General features: G+C 72.2%; 17 protein-coding genes and 2 pseudogenes. 10 read left to right on the forward strand and 9 right to left on the reverse strand.

Annotated elements, in window-relative coordinates; translation table 11 throughout:
- Positions 1-106 precede the first annotated feature (106 nt).
- Positions 107-1,792, forward strand: a complete 1,686-nt coding sequence (locus tag ACWD5D_RS14810) for a sigma-70 family RNA polymerase sigma factor (RefSeq protein WP_451373059.1) — start codon at positions 107-109, stop codon at positions 1,790-1,792.
- A 138-nt stretch (positions 1,793-1,930) separates the two neighbouring features.
- On the opposite strand, the gene ACWD5D_RS14815 is transcribed toward ACWD5D_RS14810, so the two are convergent.
- Complete coding sequence (locus ACWD5D_RS14815; protein WP_451373060.1) at positions 1,931-3,004, reverse strand: NAD(+)/NADH kinase; 1,074 nt, start codon at positions 3,002-3,004, stop codon at positions 1,931-1,933.
- Between the two features lie 342 nt (positions 3,005-3,346).
- Between ACWD5D_RS14815 and ACWD5D_RS14820 the strand changes: the two genes are divergently transcribed.
- Complete coding sequence (locus tag ACWD5D_RS14820) at positions 3,347-4,063, forward strand: DUF4232 domain-containing protein (protein ID WP_451373061.1); 717 nt, start codon at positions 3,347-3,349, stop codon at positions 4,061-4,063.
- Positions 4,064-4,121: 58 nt separating this feature from the next.
- On the opposite strand, the gene ACWD5D_RS14825 is transcribed toward ACWD5D_RS14820, so the two are convergent.
- Entirely contained in the window at positions 4,122-5,051 is a 930-nt protein-coding gene (locus ACWD5D_RS14825; RefSeq protein ID WP_451373062.1) for a serine hydrolase, read from the reverse strand.
- Between the two features lie 278 nt (positions 5,052-5,329).
- On the opposite strand from ACWD5D_RS14825, the gene ACWD5D_RS14830 reads away from it, so the two are divergent.
- Positions 5,330-6,781 (forward strand): purine-cytosine permease family protein, encoded by a 1,452-nt coding sequence (locus ACWD5D_RS14830; RefSeq protein WP_451373063.1) that lies wholly within the window; start codon positions 5,330-5,332, stop codon positions 6,779-6,781.
- 51 nt (positions 6,782-6,832) lie between these two features.
- Here ACWD5D_RS14830 and ACWD5D_RS14835 read toward each other — a convergent pair whose 3' ends face one another.
- Positions 6,833-7,693, reverse strand: a complete 861-nt coding sequence (locus tag ACWD5D_RS14835) for a CAP domain-containing protein (RefSeq protein WP_451373064.1) — start codon at positions 7,691-7,693, stop codon at positions 6,833-6,835.
- Positions 7,694-8,309: 616 nt separating this feature from the next.
- Here ACWD5D_RS14835 and ACWD5D_RS14840 point away from each other — a divergent pair.
- The gene (locus ACWD5D_RS14840; protein WP_451373103.1) at positions 8,310-9,470 is read left to right on the forward strand and encodes an MFS transporter; all 1,161 of its coding nucleotides are present in this window, start codon (positions 8,310-8,312) and stop codon (positions 9,468-9,470) included.
- Here ACWD5D_RS14840 and ACWD5D_RS14845 read toward each other — a convergent pair.
- From ACWD5D_RS14845 to ACWD5D_RS14855, 3 genes are all read right to left on the reverse strand, one after another.
- Positions 9,442-9,729, reverse strand: a complete 288-nt coding sequence (locus ACWD5D_RS14845; protein WP_451373104.1) for a DUF1905 domain-containing protein — start codon at positions 9,727-9,729, stop codon at positions 9,442-9,444. The genes ACWD5D_RS14840 and ACWD5D_RS14845 overlap by 29 nt on opposite strands.
- A 114-nt stretch (positions 9,730-9,843) precedes the next feature.
- Positions 9,844-10,545 carry a hypothetical protein gene (locus ACWD5D_RS14850; protein WP_451373065.1) on the reverse strand — a complete coding sequence of 234 codons (702 nt, stop codon included), beginning with the start codon at positions 10,543-10,545 and terminating at the stop codon, positions 9,844-9,846.
- Positions 10,542-11,300 carry a YqjF family protein gene (locus ACWD5D_RS14855; RefSeq protein WP_451373066.1) on the reverse strand — a complete coding sequence of 253 codons (759 nt, stop codon included), beginning with the start codon at positions 11,298-11,300 and terminating at the stop codon, positions 10,542-10,544. Before ACWD5D_RS14855 ends, ACWD5D_RS14850 begins: the two co-directional genes overlap by 4 nt.
- Before the next feature lie 215 nt (positions 11,301-11,515).
- Between ACWD5D_RS14855 and ACWD5D_RS14860 the strand changes: the two genes are divergently transcribed.
- Positions 11,516-12,862, forward strand: a complete 1,347-nt coding sequence (locus tag ACWD5D_RS14860) for a tannase/feruloyl esterase family alpha/beta hydrolase (RefSeq protein WP_451373067.1) — start codon at positions 11,516-11,518, stop codon at positions 12,860-12,862.
- Between the two features lie 283 nt (positions 12,863-13,145).
- On the opposite strand, the pseudogene ACWD5D_RS14865 reads toward ACWD5D_RS14860, so the two are convergent.
- Positions 13,146-13,450, reverse strand: a pseudogene (locus ACWD5D_RS14865) (transposase); the annotation flags it as partial.
- A 351-nt stretch (positions 13,451-13,801) separates the two neighbouring features.
- Between ACWD5D_RS14865 and ACWD5D_RS14870 the strand changes: the two are divergent.
- The 3 genes and pseudogenes from ACWD5D_RS14870 to ACWD5D_RS14880 form a co-directional block, all read left to right on the forward strand.
- Positions 13,802-14,728 (forward strand): annotated as a pseudogene (locus tag ACWD5D_RS14870) (ABC transporter ATP-binding protein); the annotation flags it as partial.
- 221 nt (positions 14,729-14,949) lie between these two features.
- Complete coding sequence (locus ACWD5D_RS14875; protein ID WP_451373068.1) at positions 14,950-16,335, forward strand: ABC transporter permease; 1,386 nt, start codon at positions 14,950-14,952, stop codon at positions 16,333-16,335.
- 6 nt (positions 16,336-16,341) lie between these two features.
- On the forward strand, positions 16,342-19,092 hold the full coding sequence (locus ACWD5D_RS14880; protein WP_451373069.1) for an alkaline phosphatase family protein: 2,751 nt from the start codon (positions 16,342-16,344) through the stop codon (positions 19,090-19,092).
- A gap of 119 nt (positions 19,093-19,211) precedes the next feature.
- On the opposite strand, the gene ACWD5D_RS14885 is transcribed toward ACWD5D_RS14880, so the two are convergent.
- Both ACWD5D_RS14885 and ACWD5D_RS14890 read right to left on the reverse strand, forming a co-directional pair.
- A complete protein-coding gene (locus ACWD5D_RS14885) occupies positions 19,212-20,816 on the reverse strand; it encodes a glycerol-3-phosphate dehydrogenase/oxidase (RefSeq protein WP_451373070.1) in 1,605 nt (534 codons plus the stop codon).
- On the reverse strand, positions 20,813-21,412 hold the full coding sequence (locus ACWD5D_RS14890) for a TetR/AcrR family transcriptional regulator (RefSeq protein ID WP_451373071.1): 600 nt from the start codon (positions 21,410-21,412) through the stop codon (positions 20,813-20,815). The genes ACWD5D_RS14885 and ACWD5D_RS14890 overlap by 4 nt, the downstream gene beginning before the upstream one ends.
- Positions 21,413-21,496: 84 nt before the next feature.
- Here ACWD5D_RS14890 and ACWD5D_RS14895 point away from each other — a divergent pair, with 84 nt between their 5' ends.
- A complete protein-coding gene (locus tag ACWD5D_RS14895; RefSeq protein ID WP_451373072.1) occupies positions 21,497-23,089 on the forward strand; it encodes an FAD-binding oxidoreductase in 1,593 nt (530 codons plus the stop codon).
- Positions 23,090-23,171: 82 nt separating this feature from the next.
- Positions 23,172-24,053, forward strand: coding sequence for a diacylglycerol kinase family protein (locus ACWD5D_RS14900; RefSeq protein ID WP_451373073.1), 882 nt, complete (start codon positions 23,172-23,174; stop codon positions 24,051-24,053).
- Positions 24,054-24,087: the final 34 nt, after the last annotated feature.

Consider the following 24,087-nt stretch of genomic DNA (forward strand, 5'->3'; position numbering starts at 1 on the left):
GAACGGATATCCGAAGAACTGTTATCCGGCACTCGCCCAGCGGTCTCCCAGGCATCGGACAGGTGTCGGACCGCGTCGCGTGGCGTCGAGGACAGGGAAGCTTTTGATGAGGACACAGCACACGGTGGACGCCGCGGCACTGGTGAGCGCTGCCCGAGAGGGGGACCCGGCGGCACAGGACGCCCTGGTCAGTGCCTACCTGCCGTTGGTCTACAACATCGTGGGGCGCGCCCTGAACGGCTCCGTCGACGTCGACGACGTGGTGCAGGAGACCATGCTCCGGGCCCTGGACGCGCTGCCCGGCCTGCGTGCTCCCGAGAGCTTCCGCTCCTGGCTCGTGGCGATCGCGATGAACCAGGTACGGACTCACCGGCACGACCGGCAACTCGCCCCCGGCACCGTGGAGGACGCCACCGACCTCGCCGATCCGGGCGCGGACTTCGTGGACCTGACGATGACGCAGCTCCAGCTGTCCGGCCAGCGCCAGGAGACCGCACGCGCGACACGCTGGCTGGAGCCCGGCGACCGGGCCCTGCTGTCGCTGTGGTGGCTGGAGTGCGCCGGCGAGCTGACGCGGTCCGAGGTCGCCGCCGCGCTGGAACTGTCGCCCCAGCACACGGCGGTCCGCGTGCAGCGGATGAAGGCGCAACTGGATGCGGCGCGCGTGGTGGTGCGGGCGCTGGACGCGCGGCCGCGCTGCGAGGAACTGAGGGGCGTGCTGGCCGGCTGGGACGGCTGGCCCTCGGCGTTGTGGCGCAAGCGCACAGCCCGGCACGCCCGCACCTGCGCGCGCTGCGCCGGTCTGTGGAGCGGGCTGATGCCCGCGGAGGGTCTGCTGGCAGGTCTCGCCCTCGTCGCCGTGTCGCCCGTGCTGCTGGCGAAGATGCGGTCCGCCACCGGCGGGATGGCCATCACCGGCTCGGCCTCCGCCCTCGGCGCGCCCGGGGGACAGGTCGCGTCGGGCCCCAAGGCCTCAAACTCTGCGGGCGGGCACCGTGCCCCGCGCGGTCGGGCGGCCTCCCGCGGTGAGGCCCGTCGACGGCGGCGCATACGGCGCCGGGCCGTCGGAGGCGCCGTGGTGGCGGCATCTGTCGCGGTCGGAGGCCTCTGGTACTTCGGTTCCTTCGGCGCGGACCCCGGCGCGGGGAGCGAGGACGCGACCGCCGCACGGACCGCCGAGGAACCCCTCACGGACCACTCGGCCCCGGACTCCGCCACGATCACCCCGTCGGTCTCGGTCTCGGTCTCGGTCTCGGCCTCCGCCTCCACCTCGCCCTCCGCGTCTGCCTCCGAGAAGGCGAAGACCTCCAAGTCCCCCCAGTCCACGAAGAAGACCGTTCCGCCACCCCGGCAGACTCCTCGGACGACGCCCCCCGCACCCCAGCCACCGCAGACGCGACCGACGCCGTCGGACACCGTCTCCCAGGTGGTCGCGCTGGTGAACAAGGAACGGGCGGCGGCCGGCTGCGGCCCGCTCACGGAGGACCCGCAGCTGGAGAAGGCCGCGCAGGACCACTCCGACGACATGGCCGCCCGCGGCTTCTTCGACCACACCGACCCGGACGGCACCGACCCCGGACAGCGCATCACCGCCGCGGGCTACCGCTGGTCCACGTACGGCGAGAACATCGCCAAGGGCCAGCAGACCCCGGAATCGGTGATGGACTCCTGGATGAACAGCCCCGGCCACCGCGCCAACATCCTCAACTGCTCGTTCAAGGACATCGGCGTCGGAATCCACCGGGGTTCCGGCGGCCCGTGGTGGACGCAGGACTTCGGCGCCACGTCGTGACGCCGCTCTCGCCGGAGCACCGCAGGACGCCCTGCCCTCGGCGCCGACCACTGCAGACCGGCCGTACGGCCGCACTGGCCGTACCGGCCGCCACGGACACCGACGGAGAGGCGGCGGACGCCCGCCGACGTCAGTACGTCAGTGGGGCGCCGGCCTTTCGCCGGGGGCCGTGGGCAGGGCGAGGTGGGCGAGATCGCCGGGCGGCGGTGTGGTCACCGGCCACAGAGGGGCGGCGCCCCCGTCGGCGACCGCGGCCGGCGCGTCGGTGAGGTTCATGCGGTCGCGCAGCCGGCCGTAGAAGTCCATGGGGCCGAGCCGGACCGCCTTGAGCCGGTGGGGAGAGGCGTACACGCCGATCCAGTCCCCGGGGTGGAGCACCCCGCGCAGCTGGCCGTCGATACTGACGGCCGCCTGTCCCGACCGTTCGAGCACCCGCAGCGCGATCGGCTCGTCCGGGGCGGCCAGCACCGAACGGTTGAAGGCCATGTGCGGGGCGACCGGCGTGAAGAGAAGCCCTTCCGCGCGGGGCGAGACGACCGGACCGCCGGCGGCGAAACTGTACGCCGTCGAACCCGTCGGCGTGGCCACGAGCAGCGCGTCGGCGGAGTAGGACGCGAGGAGCCGGCCGGCCAGATAGACGGCGACCGACACCTGACGATCCCTGGCCAGCTTCTCCACGACGACGTCGTTGAGCGCGGTGACGTTGAGCGCGACACCCCAGTCGTCGCCGGTCTCGCACTCCACGCGCACCCGGGGCGGCGGCAGCATGGGCCCCCGGCCGTACCGCACCAGGGCGTCCATGTTGTGGGGCACCTCCAGCCGGCACGACGCGCGCATGGTGAGCAGCATCCGCTGCTCGACGTTGATCCGCTCCTCCTGTACGGCGTCCAGGGCGGCGCGCACCGCCGGAGCGGGCACCTCCGTCAGGAAGCCCACCCGGCCGAGGTCGACACCCAGCACCAGGGCGTCGTTCTCCGCCGCCAGCCGGGCGCCGCGCAGGAAGGTCCCGTCGCCGCCCAGCGTCACGATCAGGTCGGGATCGTGCGCGGCGTCGACCTCGTCGCGGGCGTCGTGCCGGGCACCCTCCTGCCACACGTCGATGTCGGTGCACCCGACAGCGTTGTCGGCGCACCACTCGCGCACCGCCTGCGCGACAGCCACGGCCTCCGCCCGTCCGCTGTGAACGACCAGGCCGACACGGCTCACCGTCATACCCGCACACCCGCCTCCCAGCCGGACCGTCCCACGTGCCATCCTCGCCCGCGAACCGCGCCGCCACCACACACGCCACGCCGCACGCACGATGCCCCGCCGCGCCCGCCGCACAGGACCGCGTCCGTCCCGCCGCGCACGCCGGGCTGCCTGGTCGGTCCGTGGCGATCCAGTCTGCTGCGCCACGGTTCCTCCCGTGCCGTCGCGGTCCGACCCGGTTCTCGTCACCGCCCTGTCACGGCTGATCCGACGCGGAACCCGGCCTCGGGCGGCTCTGTCTCCGTCGGTGAGCACCGGCTCGGAGCCGGTCGTCCTTGAGCACATCGGAAATCGGGGGACCTCATGCAGTACGGCACCAACACACGCGTCACCGTCGCGGCCGCGGCCGTGATCGCGTCGGCACTGGCCCTCACGGCGTGCCAGTCGGGCGACGGCGCGAAGGCGGCGGACAAGCATCCCGCGACGCCGACCACCGCCTCGTCTCCCGCCGCGTCCTCCGCGGCGACCGCGCCCCCCGCGGCGTCCGGCACCACGGCCCCGCCGGTTTCCGGGGGCGGGAAGCCGGCCCCCGGCGGCGCCCCCGCCTCCCCGGCGTCCGCCCCCTCCGCCGCCACCGTGCCGGCGTGCGCGGCGACGGCCCTGGAGGTGTCGGCGTACCAGGCGGCCGACCGCCCGGTCGGCACCGGCACCGGTGCCGCGGTGATCGAGTTCAAGAACGTCTCCGCGAAGCCGTGCGCGCTGCGCGGGCACCCGACGGTCGCCGGCGCCGGCAACGGCTCGCCCGAGCACAGCACCCCGCTCACCGTGACCCGTACCGGGTCCGCGTCCACCGTGCGGGTCGCACCGGGCGGCAAGGCCTGGGTGAAGCTCACCTTCGTACAGGTGCAGGGCGAGGGCGACGGCTACTGCGCGTCGGGTGCGAAGCCCGCGGTGTACCCGACCCTCGTGATCGGCCCGAGCGGTTCGGGCAAGCATCAAGTCGCCCTGGACGACGGCCAGTTCGCCGAGTGTGACAACAAGGTCACCGCGACGGCGGTCTCGGCGTCGAAGCCTGCCTGAGCCCCTCCGGAGGGCGGAGGGGCTCAGGCAGGGCGGCGGCGGGGAAGCGGGAGGTGCGTCAGCGGGCGGTCGTGGAGGTGACGGCGGCCCGCGTCGCCCGTTCCACCAGGGCGACGCCCTCCGGCATGGACTTGCTGCCGTCCGAGAGGACCGCGACGAGGTAGCGGTGTCCGCCCTTGGTGATCCGGCCGACGCTGTTGACGTCCCACAGGTCGGTCGTGTTCCGCTGAAGCCAGCCGTTCTTCAGGGCCCAGCGGGAGTCGGTCGCCGCCGAGACGCCCCAGGACTGCTCGGGGGCGATGCCGCTCATCTGCGTGCGGAGGTAGGTGCGGGAGTCCGCGTCGAGCGCGGGCGCGGCTGCCGCCCTCGTGGTCGGCCCACTGTCGAAGACCGCGCGCAGCAGCCGTATCTGGTCGCTCGCCGTCGTCCGGGTCAGGCCCCACTTGGGGCCGGGACCACCCTGGGTGTCGGCCAGGCCCAGCCGCTTGTTCGCCGCATCGAGGCCCGGGGCGCGACCGATCTTCCGCCACAGGGCGTTGGCCGCCGCGTTGTCGCTGTGCTTGATCATCGCCTCCGCCTGTGTGCGCTCCCGCGCGGTCAGCGGGTGCCCGGAGTCCTGCGCCTGGAGCAGTGCGGTGGCGAGGATGTCGACCTTGACGATGCTCGCCGTGTCGTACGGGGTGTCGTCACCGTAGACGTGGGGCGTGCGGCCCGCGCCGTCCAGGTCGAGGACCGCAGCCGTCACACGCTCCTTCCCCTTGGCCTGCACCGACGCCGGGAAGCCGGCCGCGGCGGGCCGGGAGTCGGTCGACGTCGTGGTCACGGTCGTGTTCGTGGTCGTGGCTGCGGCGGCCGGTGTCGCGTGCAGCGGGCCGACCGCGACCAGCGCCGCCGCGGCGAGCGCGCAGGACACCAGCGCGCGCCTGCCCTGGGACCCGGCCTTCAGGGGGCGCCGCGGATGCTTCGAGGGGTGGGGCGGATACGGCATGGGGCCTCAGCAGTTCGGTGGGAGGGACATGCGACTGCGAATGTAGACAAAACGACAGGTCCGCGAAGTGACCGCTGCCACGAAGAAGCCCCGTATGCCGGAATTGTGAGCAGAGCAACAGGTGTGGCGATGAACCGAGAGTGGCGAGAGCTCGCGCAGTGTGACCCTGGCGTGCCCGCACGTATCGCTCGACACCTGTGTGAGCCGCAGGCGCGCCCGATCGGGGGTGTGCGGGGAAAATGTGCTCAGGGAGACGGACCGGTGCTTCGGGAGGCGTCATGAGCACATCAACGGAGCCCAAGGTGTCGGGCCTGGAGGTCCGGTCCATCGACTACGTGCCGCTCGACGAGCGGCACGGCAAACTCTGGCACCTGGGCCCGCTCTGGTTCATGTCCAACGCCCAGATCGCCACCCTGGCCGTGGGGCTGATCAGCATCACCGAGGGCGGCAACCTCGTCTGGTCGCTCCTCGCGATCACCGCCGGGACCCTCATCGGCACCTTCTTCATGGCCTTCCACTCGGCCCAGGGCCCCCAGCTGGGACTGCCGCAGATGATCCAGTCGCGGCCGCAGTTCGGCTACGTCGGCGCCCTTCTCGTGTGGCTGTTCGCCTATGTGCAGTACGCGGGATTCAACGTCTTCAACACCATCCTCACCGCCGACGCCCTGCACACCACGCTGCACGGCGGCGTCAAGCTGTGGGTGGTCGTGGTCACGGTGGTCGCGCTCGTCATCGCCCTGGTCGGCTACGACATCATCCACAAGGCCGAGCGGATCCTGACGTACACCTTCCTGGTCGTCTTCGGGGTCTTCACCGTCGGCGTCCTCGTCAACCTGCACTACCCACCGGGGTCGTTCGACCTCGGCGGCTTCAAGTGGACGCCGTTCCTCGCCCAGTTCGGCGTGGTCGCGGGCTACCAGATCAGCTGGGCCATCTACGTCTCGGACTACTCGCGTTACCTGCCGCCCCATGTGACGGTCCGCAAGACCTTCTACTGGACCTACTTCGGCTCGGCGCTCGGCGGCATCTGGCTGATGGTGCTCGGAGCGCTGCTCGCCGCCTGGGCCGGCAAGAACTTCGAGACGATCACGTCGATCAACGCTGCCGGCGACAAGGTGTTCACCGGATTCGGCGCGGTCGTGCTGCTCTTCGCCGCCCTCGGCCTGGTCTCCGTCACCGCGCTGAACATGTACGGCGGTTCACTGACCCTCATCAGCGCCATCGACTCGTTCAGGCGGGTGCGGCCCACGCTCGGCGTACGCATGCTGACCATCGGGCTGACAGCGGCGCTCTCCCTGGTCGGCGCCCTGGCCGCGACCGCCGACTTCCTGCAGAACTTCAACAACTTCCTGCTGCTGGTGCTCTACCTGTTCATCCCGTGGACCGCGGTCAACCTCATGGACTACTACGTCGTGCGCCGCGGGCACTACGCGGTCGCCGAGATCTTCAACCCGCACGGCATCTACGGACGCTGGGGCTGGCAGGGGATCGTCTCGTATCTGGTCGGCTTCGCCGTCATGATCCCGTTCTTCGCGGTCGGGACCCTGTTCGTCGGACCCGCCGCCGAGGCGCTCGGCGGAGCCGACATCTCCCTGTTCATCGGGCTGCCCGTCTCCGCCCTGCTCTACTGGTGGCTGACCCGCTCGATCGACGTGGCGGCCGAGATGCGGGTGGCCGAGGCGGAGGCCGCGGAACTGGAGCGGGCGGCCCACGAACACCGGGAGCCCTGAGAAGGGCACCACGGGAGCTCGCCGGACCGCCCGCGCCGGGAACCGCTGTCTCTAGCGGGCGGTTCCGAAGTCCTGCGTCCAGTAGCTGCCCGGCTGCGCGAGACCGACGCCGATCTCCTTGAACGAGCAGTTGAGGATGTTGGCCCGGTGGCCCGAGCTGGACATCCAGCCCGCCATGACCTGCTCGGGAGTGGAGTAGCCGTAGGCGACGTTCTCGCCGTAGGCGCTCCAGCTGTAACCGGCGCTGGTGATCCGGTCGCCCGGGGAGGACCCGTCGGACCCGGTGTGCGACATGTTCCGGTGCGTCGCCATGTCGTCGCTGTGCGCCTGCGCGGCCTTCGTGAGCGTCGCGTTCACCTTCAGGGCCGAGCAGCCGACCTTGCCGCGCTCGTCGTTGACGAGCTGCACGATGCGGGCGACGGTCCCGGACGCCGGGGCGGTGGACTCGGCCGTGGTGGTGGGCTTCGGGGTGCTCGGCGCCGCGGGGGCCGTGGTGGTGGGGGCCGTGGTGGTGGGAGCGGTGGTCTTGGGCGTGCTCGGGGCGCTGGGAGCGCTGGGGGTGGCGGCGGGCTTGTGCGGGCGCGCGGGGTGCTCGCGCTCGGGCGCGTGGTGCTTGATCGCGTGGTGCTTGTGCGGGTGGTGCTTGTGGGCGTGCGGGGTCGCGGTCGGGGCCTGCGCCGCCGACGGCGTGGCCGCTCCGGCGTCGCCACCCCACCAGGCCTGGTTCCACTTGTGCCAGGGGCTCGGGTCGCCGCCCTGGCCCTGGCTCGTCGGCTGCTGTGCGCCCGCGGCCTGGGACGTCGGGTCCCAGCCGGTGCAGGCCATGGCGGCGGTCGGTACGCCCACGGCGCCGAAGGCGACGGCGGCTATGACGATTCGGCGGTAGTGCTGCTTCTTGCGGTGCTTACTCATGCGTGACCTCACTCGGTAGTCGCCGAGCGCCCCTTCTGCGGCTGTCTCTGCGCGCACTCCGCCTGCTGAGCTGCGGAGCCGTCCTGCGGTCGCCATTCTTAGGACCCCTTCACTGCGAGCGCAAAGGTGTCTTCGTACTACCTGCCCTCGTAGGCCCCGACGTCCCTGGTGAGGGAAAAGGGCCGTGCTTCCCCGTCGCGCACCCTTCGTTCCGCTCCACTGTCACACCGTCAGAACCCGTCAGGGTTTGCAAAAGCGAGCGAAACGATCAGCTCCTGGAGGCGCGTCCGGAACCGGTGCGACCCGCGCCTGGATCAAGACGGACAAATCCCATTTGTCGGCAGAGCGGCACCTACTATCCGGCATCCTGAATAGCGGGCCCGGTGTGGCGGAAGTCACGGAACCGAAGGGCTGTGGCGCCTGTCATGGCCCCGGAACGGACCCGCCCGACTCGACCGGCCCCCTCCCCGGCCCCCCGGACCCGCCCGGCCGCTCTCACCGCGGCCTACCGGGAGCCCCGTGCCTATGGTGGAGTGTGATCGACACCGACGCCGTGTCTCATCCGCGGAGCCGTCGGCCGGGCTACAAGGCCGCGGCGGCCGTCTTCGCCGTAGGGATGATGGGCACGACGCTGCCCACCCCGCTCTACGGGCTCTACCGGCAGCAGATCGGGTTCTCCGAACTGATCGTGACCGTGGTGTTCGCGGTCTACGCCGTGGGCGTCATCACCGCCCTGCTGGTCGCCGGCGGCGCCTCCGACGTCCTCGGACGGCGCCCGGTGCTGACCGCCGCGCTGGTGCTGGCCGCGCTCAGCGCGGTGTGCTTCCTGAGCGAGGGCGGACTCCCGCTGCTGTACACGGGGCGCGTGCTGTCGGGATTCTCGGCGGGGCTGCTCAGCGGCACGGGCACGGCCGCCGTACTCGACCTGGCGCCACCGGACCGACGGGCACGCGCCGCCCTGGCGGCCACCGCGGCCAACATGGGCGGACTCGGGCTCGGCCCGCTCGTGTCCGGCGTCCTCGCCCAGTACGCGCCCTCGCCGCTCACCCTGCCCTTCCTCGTCCACCTGGTGCTCCTGGCCGTCACCCTGGTCGTCACCGGCCTCCTGCCGGAGACCGTGCGTCACGCCGGGCCGCGCCCGCCGCTGCGCCCCCAGGGCATGACGGTCCCGCCACAGGTGCGCGGGGTGTTCGCACCCTGCTCCCTGGCCGCCTTCGCGGGCTTCTCCCTGCTCGGCCTCTTCACGGCCGTGGCCCCCGCGTTCCTGTCCCAGACGCTGGGGGAACGCAACCTCGCGGTGATCGGTGCCGTCGTCTTCTGTGTGTTCTGCGCCTCGACCGCCGGCCAGGTACTCATGGGACGCCTGGGCCCCCGCGCCGCCCTCTCGTGGGGCTGCGCCGTCCTGGTCGCCGGCCTCCTCCTTGTCGGGGCCTCGCTGGCGGCGACGTCCTTCCCGGTGCTGCTGCTCGGCGCGGTGACGGGCGGCACGGGGCAGGGCATGGCGTTCCGGGCGGGCCTGACCCTGGTGGGTTCCGCGGCACCCCCGGAGCACCGCGGCGCCACCATCTCGGCCTTCTTCGTCATCGCCTACCTGGGTATCTCACTGCCCGTCGTCGGCGTGGGCGCCCTGGCGGTGGCACTGGGCGTGCGCGACGCCGGCCTGGTGTTCACGGCGTGCGCGGTCCTGCTCGTCGCGGCCGTCGGGGTCCGGGTACGACGGCACCCACCCGTCCCGGCGGCCGTCCGCACTACAGACGAACAGTCATTTCCACGCTGACCTCGTCACCCGCCGCGAGACTCCGCGGAGCGCGCACCGCTCTCTTCAACGGCAGCAGGTAGCCCCCGTCCTTCGGGAACAGCGAGGTGGTGAAGACGACGTCACCGATCCGGGCCTCGACGGGGACCACGCCCCAGCCGTAGCTGGCCGTCGCGGCCACCTCGCGGATGTCGGCCGACTCCTGCTCGGGCACCGGGACGAAGTAGTACGGCGACGGGCCGCGCCATTCGACGACCTCACCGTCAAAGGCAAGCTCCACCATGTCGGCACCCTCCCCCCGATCGCGTGCGCCAACTCCCGGTCACCCGGCCCAGGATAAGATCCTCGCCGTACCGCTCGCGCTCGCCCCACCCGGCGCGGGCCGCACCGACGGCTACCTGTACCGGAGTCCCTCGGACGGGTCCGGCGCTCGCACCGTGGTGGTGATCCGTACGAGACAGGGGGCGCGCGGTGTCGAGCCGAAACCGACGTGCACGGGCGGGTCGACGGGGGCGAGGGCGCCGAGGTCCCGTCCGTCGAACCCGGCGGCCGCGCTGGTGACCGGGTGGAGGTCGTGGGCGCCGTACCACTCGTGCCGGCCGGCGCGGGCGGTGCCGTGGGTGCGTACGCCGAGCAGGAGGCGGGCGGCCGGACCCGTGAGGGTGGCGTAGGTGGGGCGCGCGGAGACCGGACCCGGGACGGCGCCGAGCAGGACGCCCAGCGCGCCCCTCCGTCCGACGGTGAAGGTCAGATCGAGCAGGGAGCCGGCCACGACCGTCCAGCGGTTCCCGGCGATGCCCACCCGCACGGGCACGACGCGCACCTCGTCGAAGGTGTACGTGCGGGCGACGAAGTCGGCCGTACGGTGGGTGGGCGCCAGGAGAAGGCGGTGGCCTTCCGCGTGTTCGAGCAACACGTCGCTGTAGGCGCCGAAGGGCGAGTGCGCCCAGTGGCCCAGGACCAGGCGCGTTCCGGAGGCCGTACCGAGTCCCGCGATCCATCCGTCGAAACGCAGGAGGACGGGCCGCTCCGGTCCCGGTGCGGGGCGCCCGGGACCGCGGGCGCCGCGGGACCGCGACGGGAACATCTCGGTCATCGGGGTGCCTGTCCGTGCCGGGCGTGCGTCGTCCGGGCCCGGGGCCGGCCGTCCGCGACGTGGTGGTCGTGGAGGAGCTGCGCGGGGCGGGAGGCACCCAGGCGTACCTGGTGGATGCCGTCGCAGAAATGGACCAGGGGCTCGACGTCGGGCGGGGGCAGCCCCACCGCACGGGTGAGTGTCTCCTCCAGGGCCTCGATACGGGCGCTCCGCAGCGGGAAGGGCACGTGCTCGACAGGGGTCTCCCAGATGACACCGAGCCGCTTGGTGAAGGCGCGCCAGCGCGAGGTCAGCCACACGTCCCGGTGGGTGGGGGCCATCGGGTCGCCGGGGCGGACCGACAGGCGGTACATGGAGCCGGTGTGCCGCCGGGATCCGGTGTACGTCACGACGCCGCTCGCCCGCGACACGCGCAGCCGTGCGACGTGGTACGGAGCGCCCACCGCGCAGGCGGCGAGCATCGCGGAGCAGCCCGCCTCCAGGGACAGGAACCACAGCCCGTCCCGCCCGTCGCGGCGTCGCACGTAGGTGCGCAGGTTGGTCTCGGGGAAGGCGGGCATTCCGGGTACGGCAGCCGGAAGCATCGACGGGCGCAGGTCCGCCATGACGAACGCCGTGAGACTCACCCACGCGGCATCGCCGTACGTGTCCACGACCAGGCCGTCCGGTACCAGCCGCTGCACCTGCTCCGCGGGGTAGGGCCAGTGGACGAACGTCTGGGTCAGCCAGCCGGCGCGCAGCGCGGGGAGATGCACACGCCGCTCCGGCCCGTACGAGACCACGCGCACCGAATGCCCCGGTGCTCCGGGGTGAAACCCCGTGACGGTGCCCGACCAGGGCCGATCGGCATGTGTGGCGCGCCTACTGCAACCGCTCGCACAATGTGTGTCAGCCCCGTGGTCGTGGCGGGCCGGCGGTCCGACGATGGGCGGCCTGGCCCCGTACTTCCCGGACCCGGAAGGCCTTGCCGATGCGCCCCAGCCGACGCAGCACCCTCCTCTCCGCCGCCGCCCTCGCCGCGGCGGCGCTCACGCCCGCGTCCCCGGCCATGGCCTCGACCCCGAACCGCGCCGGTGCCCGTGCCACCGGCCGGCGCCCGGTCAGGGTTCCCGGCGCCGAACGGCAGGAGATCTCCCGGCACGACGACCTGACGACGGGCGCCCTCGTCGGCACGCCCTACACCGACGCGGCGGACTGGGCCGGGCTCGCGGCCAAGGACACCCGCAATCCCTCGGGCGTGCCCGGTGTGCAGATCGACGGCTGCTTCCCGGACGCCTCGCGGCTCAACACCCTGCACGGCTGGAACCACGACGCCCAGTTCGTCGTCCGGCTGCCCGACAGCTGGAACGGCAGGCTGGTCGTCACCGGCGCCCCCGGCGTCCGCAGGCAGTACTCCATGGACCAGCTCGTCTCCGACTGGGTGCTGGCGCAGGGCTACGCCTTCGCCTGCACCGACAAGGGCAACACGGGACCGGACTTCTACACCGACGGTGCCCGTCCCGGTGACGCCCTCGTCGAGTGGAACCGGCGTACGACACAGCTCACCCGGGCGGCGAAGGCGGTCGTCGCGCAGTACTACGGGCACGCGCCGAGCCGCACCTACATGACGGGCATCTCCAACAGCGGCTACCTCACCCGCTGGCAACTGGAGAACCACCCCGAGCTGTACGACGGCGGCGTCGACTGGGAGGGCGCGCTGTGGCGGCCCGAGGGACCGAACCTGCTGACCTTCCTGCCCACCGCGGTCGCCCGCCGGCTCGGGCGGGTGGGTGACGAGGACATGTACGCGGCCGGGTTCGCACGCGGCTCGGAGTTCCTGTGGCCGTACCACGAGCAGGTGTACTGGGGCCTGACCCAGAAGATCTACCGCGCCGAGTTCGACCCCGGCTACGACCCCGCCTGCCCCGGGGCGTCGGCGGGAACGACGGCCGCCCAGATCTTCGCCCCCTGCCCCTCCGACGCCGACTACGACTACGCCGCACGCCCCGGCTCGGTGCACGACGCCGTCGCCCGGGTCTCGCTGACCGGCCGCATCGGCAAACCCATGATCACCCTGCACGGCACGCTGGACGCGCTGCTGCCCATCGCGGTCCAGTCCGACGTGTACGCGCGGATGGTCGCCGCCCAGGGCCGGTCCCGGCTGCACCGGTACTACCGGATCGAGGGCGGCAACCACGTCGACAGCCTCTACGACGCCCACCCGGACCGGCTCCAGCCGATCCTGCCCCACTACCGTGCCGCCTTCACCGCGATGACGGCGTGGGTGGAGCGCCGCGAGGAACCGCCGGCGAGCCGCACCGTGCCCCGGCCGGCGTAGGCCGGGGGTCCGGCCGGCGCCGGGTGCCTGCGCTGATGAGGCGCGCCGCGCGTGGCCCCGGGCGGGAACCGCCGGGGCTGGCCGGGCCCCGCCGGGTTCTTGTCGGAGCCCCGGCGGCAACGCAGCGCCGGCGACTTGGACGCCACCTCATTCGGTGAGTCTTCGGTAGCGAATGAGGGTGCAAGCGATGCCGGTGAAGCCAGGAAGTTCTATGGCCCAGCGGTGGCGGCCAGGCGGTTGAGGCCTCGATGCCCGTGCGGGCGATGCGGTGCCTGATGCCTCGCGCCCGCATGTTCACCGAGTCGATCGCGCAGCAGGACCGGTCCAGCTCACGGTGGGCGCCGAGCACGTCGAGGACCAGGCGGTGGAGTCTGGCCCATACCCTGGCCTGCGTCCACTCGGCGAAGTGTCGGTGAGCCGTGGCTCCCGACGGCCCGAACGACGCGGACGGCAACTGCTGCCACGTGCGCCGCGCAGACGGCCGCCTTCCTGAGGCCGGGCAGGCGCTTTTGGCACCACCCGCTGGAACAGCTCCCACAACTCGTCCGGCACCAGCCGCTCGGCGATGACGTCGACGAGCGAGCGCAGCGCCGACGCGCCCGCGTAGACACCATCTCATTTGGCGTGTTGGGTAGCCTGCTGGCGCGGGAGTCCAGGCGTGGCCCAAGTCTGGCTCGATACTGACTGCTTCGTGCAAGCGGACCGCCGTCTTGTCTTGTCGTGATCACGACACAAACGCCTCGATGTTCGGGATCGCCAGTGTCCGGGGCCGGATGGGCTTTGCGATCCGGGCATCGAAGAGCTGCCCGTCGAGATGTCGGCTGGGCTTCGGCGCGGTGGACGCCGGTCCTCTCCCATTTCGCAAACGTTCAACCGGCTGTTGTGGAGGCCGATGTGTGCCGCACCTAAGTTTCCAGTGGCTTTCGGAAGAAGGGACTCATGGACACACTCCTCGCAGTCCGGGCTCGCGGGATCACCAAGTGCTTCGGTGACGTCGTCGCGCTCGACGGCGTCGACCTGGATGTGACGTACGGTCAGATCCATGGCCTGGTCGGACCGAACGGCGCCGGCAAAACGACACTGCTCGGGCTTCTGCTCGGTCTGGCCGTTGCCGACAGCGGCCGCCTGGAGATCCAGGGTGCGCCGGTCGGGCGGGCGTTCACCGTCCCCGACGGTGTCGCCGGCTTCGTGGACGGCCCCGGTCTCTACCCCTCGCTCACCGCCAGGCAGAATCTGGCCGCGCTGGCTGCTCTGCGCGGCCAGGACGCGCGGACGGCGGGCGTCGACGACGTGCTCGACCAGGTCGGACTCACCGATGTCGCCGACGACCGGGCCCGCGGCTTCTCCCTCGGAATGCGTCAACGGCTCGGGCTCGCAGCCGCCCTGCTCACCAAGCCCCGGCTGCTGGTGCTCGATGAGCCGTCGAACGGCCTCGACCCGGCCGGCAAGAAGCGGGTGCACGGGGTCCTCACCCGGCTCGCGGCGGAGGGGACCGCGGTCGTGCTGTCGAGTCATCGCATGGACGACCTCGAGGCGCTGTGCTCCGAGGTCACCATCCTCGCCATCGGACGGGTCGTCTTCTCCGGTCCGCTGAGCAAGCTGGCCGCCGAGAACCGTGAACTCGACTACCGGCTGGTCACCTCCGACCCACAGTCGGCCCGTCGGCTGGCCGCCGGCACGCCAGGGGTCGCTGTGGCCGACGACGAGGCAGGACGTCCCGACGCCGAGGCGCTTGTCGTACGGGCGTTGGTGCCCGCCCTCGACGAACTGGTGGTGCGGCTGGTGCGGTCGGGTATCGCAGTGCGCGAGCTCGCCCCCGTGGTGTCCCCGCTCGAGGCGGCGTTCCTGGCCCTCGCCGAGCAACAGGGGCTGGGCATCGAAGGGTTGGCGTCCGGTGCAGGGCAGGAGGAGCCCGGCAGGGAGCAGTCGGCATCCGACGGCGAGGGGCAATCGGCCCGTGCCGAGCGGCAGAAGGCAGGCCCCGAGTCGCAGTCGGCCCACGTCGAGCGGCCTGCGTCGGTCGGTGCCGAGCAGCAGGAGACCACCGCCCAGCAACAGGGCACCACCGCCCAGCAGAAGGCCGGCCGATGACCGCATCCCCCGCCCCGACCGTCGTCCCTCCCAAGCCCGAACCCGCGCCCACCTCGGCCGCCGCACGTGTCACGGTTGCCCGGGGCTATCGCTTCGAGTTGGTCAAGCTCGTCTCGCAATGGCGGGTACGACTCCTCGTCCTCGCCTGCTGGATCGTGCCCGCCGTCTTCGTCGCCGGGGTCTCCCAGCAGTCCACCCTGCCCGTCGACACCCTCTTCGGCCGCTGGATGCACGCCACCGGGTGGGCCGCGCCGCTGGTGATGCTCGGGTTCGCGGGCACCTGGGCGCTGCCGCTGCTGACCTCCGTGGTCGCCGGTGACATCTTCGCCTCCGAGGACCGGCTCGGGACCTGGCGGCTTCTGCTGGTGGCGGCGCGCTCGCCCCGCCGGATCTTCGTGGCCAAGGCACTCGCCAGCCTCACCGTCATCGTGCTGCTGGTTGCCGGCCTCGCCGTCTCCAGCACGGCCGGTGGGCTCCTGGCCGTCGGCAACCATCCCCTCGTAGGCCTCGACGGGCACATGCTGTCGCCGGGCGACGCGGCCTCGCGGGTCCTGCTCGCCTGGGTCGCGGCCCTCGCCCCGACCCTGGCCCTCGCCGCGATCGGTCTGCTCGGCTCGATCGCGCTGGGCCGCTCCCCGATGGGGCTGCTGCTGCCGGCGCTGGTCGCCATCGTCATGCAGGTCGCGCAGATGCTGCCACTGCCGGTGGCGGTACGGCTCGCCCTGCCGGGTTACGCCTTCATCTCCTGGAACGGCCTGTTCACCAGCCCGACCCAGCTCACCCCGCTGCTGATCGCCGTCGCGGTCAGCCTGGCGTGGGCGGTGCTCGCGACCGTGCTGGCGTATGTGCTGTTCCAGCGGCGGGACTTCACCAATCTCGCCTACGACGGTTCCGGGCGCCGCGCGCTCACCGTCGGGCTGCTGCCGCTGGTGGGGCTGACCGCCCTCAGCGTCGCGGCAGTAGCCGTATCCACATCTTCCATGGGTTCCGGGATCGAGCAGGGCAAGGTGCAGCGCTCCGTCGCAACGGCCTTCGCCCACCTCTACCGCATGCAGACCGACCAACTGCATCGCCCCGCTGTCACGGAGGCGCAACTGCGCGCCACCGCGACATGCGCCAAAAGCGCAGGCAAGGGAGCCCAGGAAGGCGCGGGCAACGACTGGCGGTGCACCGTCAGTTGGCATCTGCCCGGCGTCGCAGTCACGGGGACGGCGATCTACCAGATCGACATCACCTCAGACGGGCGGTTCATGGCCGACGGCGACGGTCCCAAGGAAGTGAACGGCTACTTCCTGCTGCGGACTTCGACCGGAGACGCCCCGAATCCGCTCTGGCAGTTCGACGGCAACGTCGAGCTGCTCGACACCTCCTCGAAGGGATAAATCTCCATGCAGGTTGCACGACAGCGCCGAGTTCAGCAGAGGGAGCAGGTCAACCTCTTCGGCAGAATCGTCGGCCGTCGGAGCATGATGGTGACGGCGGGTATCGCGGTCGCCCTCGGCATCACGGGCACGGCGGTCGCCTCGACCGCACAGCTCGGCACCCAGCAGGTCGGCCAGGTCACCGACCACGGCCAGGTCGTCTCCGACGACCAGTACATCAAGCCCTACGGTGACCGCACGGTCATCAACTCCGGCAAGATCATGTCGTCGGTGGCCAGCCCGGACGGCAAGCACCTGGCCGCCTCGGTCACCGACGGCGACGCCGCCCTGGTGATCATGGATCTGTCCACCGGCCAGATCGCGCAGAAGATCGGCACCAAAGCGGCCGACGACCTGCGCATCAGCAGCAGCGCCGTGGGCCAGGAAGGCCCGACCTACTCGCCCGACGGCAAGTCGCTGTGGCTGGGCCAGGCGACCGGTTACACCAAGTTCACCGTCAACGCCGACGGCACCCTGGCCAACCCGGTCGCCGTGAACATCCCGACCGTCAGCGGCCTCCAGGCCCTGGTCGGCGCCGCGGTGTTCTCCGCCGACGGCTCCACCGTGTACGGCGCGGTCAACGGCCAGAACAAGGTCGTCGCCATCGACGCCGCCACCGGCACCGTCAAGGCCACCTGGACCACCGGCACCGCCCCGCGTGGCCTGGCCCTGGTCGGCGGCAAGCTGTACGTGTCCAACGAGGGCGGTCGCCCGGCCAAGGACGGCGAGACCACCATCAACTCCTACGGCACCCAGGTCCCGGCCAACGGTGACACCGGCGCCTCCACCACCGGGACCGTCAGCGTCATCAACACCGCCGACGCCACCGCCGCCGTGGGCACCATCGAGGTCGGTCTGCACCCGTCCGCCGTGTACGCGAAGAACGGCGTGCTGTTCGTCACCAACACCTTCGACGACAGTGTCTCCGTCATCGACACCAAGTCGGACAAGGTCGTCCAGACCATCTCCACCAAGCCGTGGGCCGAGGCCTCCGTCGGTTACCAGCCCAACGCCGTCACCCTCACCGACGACGGCCGTCTGCTCGTGACCCTGGGCCGCGCCAACGCCGTCGCGGTCTACCGCTACTCGGGTGCGGCGGAGCCCGCCCGCTACGTCGGCCTGCTCCCGACGGACTACTTCCCCTCGGAGATCGCCCAGGTCGGCGGGAAGATCGTCGTCTCCAACACCCGTGGCATCGACGCCCGTCGTAACGCCTCCCAGCACGGCACCCACGACACCACGTCCAGCCTGACCACGTTCACCCTGCCGAGCGACGACGAGATCAAGTCGTACACGCCCAAGGTGTTCCAGATGAACGGCTGGAGCGGCGACTCGCTCAAGCTGTCCGAGAACAACGGCAACGTTCCCGCGGTGCCGGTCCCGGCGCGGCTCGGCGACCCCTCGACGATCAAGCACGTCTTCTACCTCGTCAAGGAGAACCGGACCTACGACCAGGTCTACGGCGACATCCCCGAGGGCAACGGCGACAAGTCGCTCACCACGTTCGGCGAGAACGTGACGCCCAACCAGCACGCACTGGCCAAGCAGTTCGGCCTGTACGACAACTTCTACGACATGGCCACGAACTCCGCCGAGGGCCACAACTGGCTGACGCAGGGCGACAACCCGGAGTACACCGAGTCCTCCGCCGGTGAGTACACCCGCTCCTACGACACCGAGGACGACGTCCTCGGCCACCAGCGGTCCGGCTTCATCTGGACCGGCGCCAAGGCGGCCGGCAAGACCGTCAAGAACTACGGCGAGTTCCAGACGCTGGAGGAGAAGCCGGCGGGTTCGAGCTGGCAGAACCTGTACTGCGACAGCAAGGACATGCAGGCGACCGGCCAGCCGTCCAAGTACCCGATCAAGACCGGTTCGGCGATCCCCTCGCTGAACGAGACGACGGTCCAGGGCTTCCCGAAGTTCGACACCAGCGTGCCGGACATCTACAAGGAGCAGGTCTGGGAGCAGGACTTCAAGAAGAACGGTCCCGCGAACCTGAACATGTTCTGGTACTCCAACGACCACACCGGCGGCCCGGCGAACTCCGCCGCCCAGGTCGCGGACAACGACCTCGCGGTCGGTCGCATGGTCGACACGATCACGCACAGCAAGTACTGGAAGGACTCGGCGATCTTCATCGTCGAGGACGACTCCCAGGCGGGCAAGGACCACGTCGACGGCCACCGCGCGCCGGTCCAGGTCATCAGCCCGTACGCCCAGCACGGCACGGTCGACAGCCACTACTACTCGCAGGTCACCGCGGTCCGCACCATCGAGCAGATCCTCGGCATCCACCCGATGAACCAGATGGACACCGCGGCCACCCCGATGTTCGGCGCGTTCACGAACAAGCCGGACTACACGCCGTTCAACTCCGTGGCCAACCGGACCTCGCTGACCCTCGGCGTGAACCCGGCCCCGTCCTGTGGTGTGGACACCCCCGCCCCGCAGAACCCGGCAGCGGCCGCCGCGCCCACCTCGGTGGCGATCCCGGCCGCCCAGCAGCCGCTGGCCGACGAATGGAAGAAGTGGCTCTCCAAGCAGCGTCTGACCGGCGAGAACGCCGTGCCTGACTACGCCAACAACGAGCAGATGGACCGCTACACCTGGTACGACACGCACAACTTCAACAAGCCCTACCCGGGTGACAAGAAGATGTACGCGCCGAAGGACGTCCCCGGCGCCAACCTCCCGTCCGCGGAGAATGACGGCTGACCTAGCCTGATCGCGTCAAGGGCCCCTGGCCGGCGGTGACGCCGGCCAGGGGCCCTGCTGTCTCCCCGTCGGCCGCTTCTGGGCGGTGGCGCGCGGTGCCGCCGAGTCGGCGACCGCCCTCACCTCCGTGCTTCGGCGCCCCGCTCCAGCGCGTCCCGCGCCGCGTCCAGTGCCTTGGCCCGGTCCTCGGGGACGAGGCCGATGCGGGTGCGGCGGTCCAGGAGGTCGGACGTGTCCAGTGCGCCCTCGTGCCGGGCGGCCCAGACGAGTTCGGCGCGGGTGACCGGGTGCCCCGGTACGACCGGTTCGGCCAGGGCCGGATCCTGCTCGGCGAGGGCGTGGACGGCGGGGGCCTCGGTCCCGTAGCGGCTCACCAGGCGGCTCGGCGCGCGCAGGGCCCGGAGCCGGTCGGGGGCGGCGGCGCCGACCAGGGGAAGGGCGGCGGTGGGGGAGGGGCCGGCGGTCAGCCGGTGGGCCTCGACCGCCGCGTCGACCGCGTCCTCGGCCATCCGCCGGTACGTGGTCAGCTTGCCGCCGACCACGGTGGTCACGCCCTCGGCCGAGGTGAGCACCGCGTGCCGGCGTGAGATGTCGGAGGTGCGGGGTGAGGCGCCGTCGGGGCCGTCGTGGTCCGCGGTGTCCAGCAGGGGGCGCAGTCCCGCGAAGGCACCGTCGACCTCGTCGCGGCGTACCGGGGCGTCGAGCACGGAGCCGAGCACGTCCAGCAGGAAGCCGATGTCCGTCTCCGGCACCTCCGGCTCGTCCGGGATCTCGCCCTCGACGGGCTCGTCGGTGAGACCGACGTACGTACGGCCGTCGCCCTGGGGCAGGACCAGCACGAAGCGGTTGGTCTCGCCGGGGATCGGGATGTGCAGGCCCGCCGGGAGGGTACCGAGACGTTCCGAGCGCAGGACCAGGTGGGTGCCGCGCGAGGGACGGATGCGGATGCCGTCGACGAGACCGCCCGCCCACACGCCGGTGGCGTTGATGACGGCGCGGGCCCTGATCTCGCCCTCTTCGCCGGTGAGTTCGTCGCGGAAGCGGGCGCCGGTCGCGGTGAGCTCCAGCGCCCTTACCCGGGTGAGCACCCGGGCGCCGCGTGCGGCGGCGGTGCGGGCGAGGGCGGTGACCAGGTGGATGTCGTCGGTCACCTTGCCGTCCCAGGAGAGCAGACCGCCGCGCAGGCCGGCCGTGCGGACCGAGGGCGCGAGATGGCGGGCCTCGGTCGCCGACAGCCGGCGCGGCGCGGGCAGCACCTGGCGCGGGGTGCGGGCGGCGAGCCGCAGCATGTCGCCGGCGCGGAACCCGGCCCAGGCGAGCGAGGCCTGGGCCCGCGACACCAGCGGGGTCAGCGGCAGCACGAAGGGCTGCGCGGCCACCAGGTGCGGGGCGGTCCGGGTCATCAGCACACCGCGCTCCACCGCGCTCTCGTGCGCGACGTCGAACTGCGCGGAGGCCAGATAGCGCAGCCCGCCGTGGATGAGCTTGGAGCTCCAGCGGGAGGTGCCGAAGGCGAGGTCGTGGGCGTCGACCGCGACGACGTCGAGCCCGCGGGCGGCGGCGTCCAGGGCGGCGCCCGCGCCCGTCGCGCCGAGCCCGACGACCAGGACGTCGGCCACCCTGCCGTCGGCCGCCGCGGCCAGGTCCCGGGTGCGCCGGCCGGCGCTGAGGGACGAGCCGGGCACTGCCCCGGTGTGCTCGTCCCGGTTGCTGGTGGGGCTCATGGCGTGAGGGTCCTCTCCAGAAGGATGCGCAGTTCGCCGAGAAAGGCGCGGGTGTCGAGTTCGGGGTCGTCCTCGTCGGTCATGGTGCGCAGCGACAGGGCGAAGGACTGCACGGTCAGCAGCAGGGCGCGGGCCTGCCGGTCGGTGTGGCCGGCGCGCACCGACCCGTCCGCGTGCCCCTCGCGCAGCCCCTCGGCCAGGAGGGCGAGCAGCGCCTCCTGGCTCGCTCCGCGCCGGTCGAGCACGTAGGGCAGCAGCAACTCGGGGTCGACGTCGACGATCTTGTGGAAGAGGGGGTGGGCGCGGAACGCCTCCACCCCCGCGACCAGGCCCTCCACGATCCGTGTGCGCGCGTCCGTGCCCTCGGTGGCCTGAGGCATGGACCGGTTGGCCACGTCGAGCCACTCACGGGTCATCAGGTCGCCCACCAGGGAGCCCAGATCGGGCCAGCGGCGGTACAGCGTCATCCGGGAGACGCCGGCGCGGCGGGCCACGTCGGCGAGGGTGGTGCGGCGGACGCCGACGGCCAGGACGCAGTCGCGCACCGCGTCGAGCACGGTGTCACTGTCCGAACGGTTGTGACGAATAGGCGTCATGTGTCACAGTGTAACGCCCCGGGGGCGGGCGGACCATCGCGCCGCACGAACCGAGCGAACCGACCGTGTGAGGACGACCGTTCAATGGACATGCTGTGGAACGGCTGGGGAGACCCGGCCAAGGCGGCACCGCTGCCCGACTCGGTGACCGGCCTGCTGCGCGACCTGCTCGGCGTCAAGCCGCGCGGCGCCGAGCCGCTCGCCCTGACGGACGTCCCCGTGTCCGAGCCGACCGTCGCCCCGGCGGCACTGGCCGCCCTCGCCGACGCGGTCGGCGGCGCCGAGCACGTCCGCACGGACACGGAGACCCGGATCCGGCACACCCGCGGCAAGTCCACCCCCGACCTGCTGCGCATCCGCGCCGGCGACATCACGGACGTTCCGCGGGCCGTCGTCCTGCCCGCCTCCCACGACGAGGTCCTGGCCGTGCTGCGCGCCTGCTCCGCACACGCACTGGCCGTCGTCCCCTTCGGCGGCGGCACCAGCGTCGTGGGCGGCCTCGCCCCCGAGCGGCCCGACTTCGTCGCCCTCGACCTGCGGCGCATGGACGGCCTGCTCGACCTCGACCCGGTCTCCCGCACCGCCGTCCTGCAGCCGGGCCTGCGCGCCCCGCAGGCCGAAGCCCTGCTCGCCGAGCGCGGCTTCACCCTCGGACACTTCCCGCAGTCCTTCGAGTGGGCGACCGTCGGAGGCTTCGCCGCCGCCCGCTCCAGCGGTCAGGCCTCCGCCGGATACGGCCGCTTCGACGAGATGGTCCTCGGTCTCACCCTCGCCACCCCCGAGGGCACCGTCGAGACGGGCCGCGCCCCGCGCTCGGCCGCCGGCCCCGACCTGCGCCAGCTGATCCTCGGCTCCGAGGGCGCCTTCGGCGTCATCACCTCCGTGACCGTACGCATCCGGCCGCTGCCAGAGCAACGCGTCTACGAGGGCTGGCGGTTCGCCTCCTTCGAGGAGGGGGCCGCCGCGCTGCGCCGGCTCGCCCAGGACGGGCCCCGGCCCACGGTCCTCCGGCTGTCCGACGAGACCGAGACCCTCATCGGACTGGCCCAGCCCGACGCGATCGGCGCCGGCCTCGCGAACAGCGACGCCGGATGCCTGGCGATCACCGGGTACGAGGGCACCGCCGAGGACACCGCGCAGCGCCGCGAGCAGGCCGCCGCCGTCCTGCGTGCCTGCGGCGGCACCTTCGTCGGCGCCGAACCCGGCGAGCGCTGGGCCCACGGCCGCTACTCCGCCCCCTACCTGCGCGACGCCCTGCTCGACGTGGGGGCCTTCGCCGAGACCCTGGAGACGGCCGCCTTCTGGTCCCGCATCCCCGAGCTGTACACGGCCGTGCGCACCGCGCTGACCGACACGCTCACCGCGGCCGGCACCCCGCCGCTGGTGATGTGCCACGTCTCCCACGTGTACGAGAACGGCGCCTCGCTGTACTTCACCGTGGTCAGCGCGCAGGGCGACGACCCGGTCGCGCACTGGACGCCCGCCAAGCACGCGGCCAACGAGGCGATCCTGGCCGCCGGTGGCACCATCTCCCACCACCACGGGGTGGGCACCGACCACCGTGACTGGTACGTCCGCGAAGTCGGACCCCTCGCCGTCGACGCGCTGCGCGCCGTCAAGCGCCGGCTCGACCCCGAGGGACTGCTCAACCCGGGCGTCCTGCTGCCCACCGGCTGACCGTACGCTTCCCGCACTCCGTACGCGTCCCGCACCCCGACCGATCCGTCTCCCGACCCGTCACCGCCCCGGAGGCACACCGATGCGACAGTTCACCGCCGTCGTCAACCCGACCGCGGGCGGCTCCACCGGGGCGGCGACGCTCCTCCAGGTGGCCCGGCACCTGCGCGAAGCCGGCGCCACCCTGGAGACCGAGTACAGCCACAGCCTCGCCCACGCCCAGGAACTGGCCCGCCGGGCCGGGGAAGACGGCCGGGTGGTGCTGGCGGTGGGCGGCGACGGCATGGCGGGCGGCATCGGCGGAGCGCTCAGCGGCACCGGCGCCGTCCTCGGCCTGGTCCCCGCCGGCCGCGGCAACGACTTCGCCCGCGCACTGGACCTGCCCCACGACCCCGAGGCCCTGGCCGGCATCCTGCTGCACGCCGAACCCCGACGCGTCGACACCATCGAGCTGGAATCGGCCGTGCACCAGCGCACGGTGGTCCTGGGCAGCGTCTACGCCGGCGTCGACGCCCTGGCCAACCGGCACGCCAACCACGCCCGCCTGCTGCGCGGCTCCGCCTCCTACTACGCGGGCGGCTTGCGCGCGGTCACCGGCTGGCGCGCGGCGGACTACCGCGTCACCGTCGACGGCGAGGAGCACACCCACCGCGGCTACACCGTCGTGGCCGCCAACTCCCCCTATTACGGTTCGGGCCGCCTCATCGCGCCCGGCGCCAAGGTCGACGACGGGCTTCTCGACATCGTCATGATCCGCGAGGCCCCGCGCCGCCTCTTCTTCGCCCTCATGAACGAACTGAAGACCGGCGCCCATATACGCCGCCCCGAGGTCCGTGTCCTGAGGGGCCGCGAGCTGCGCATCGAAGCCTCCCGCCCGGTGCCCTACGGCGCCGACGGCGAGGTCGAGGCCACCCTTCCGGTGACGGCCCGGGTCCGGCCGGGCGATCTGGCCGTGCTCTGCTGAAAGGCCGTGCCGCGCTGAAAGGGGGCCGCCCGGT

The sequence above is a fragment of the Streptomyces sp. NPDC002520 genome (assembly GCF_053595235.1).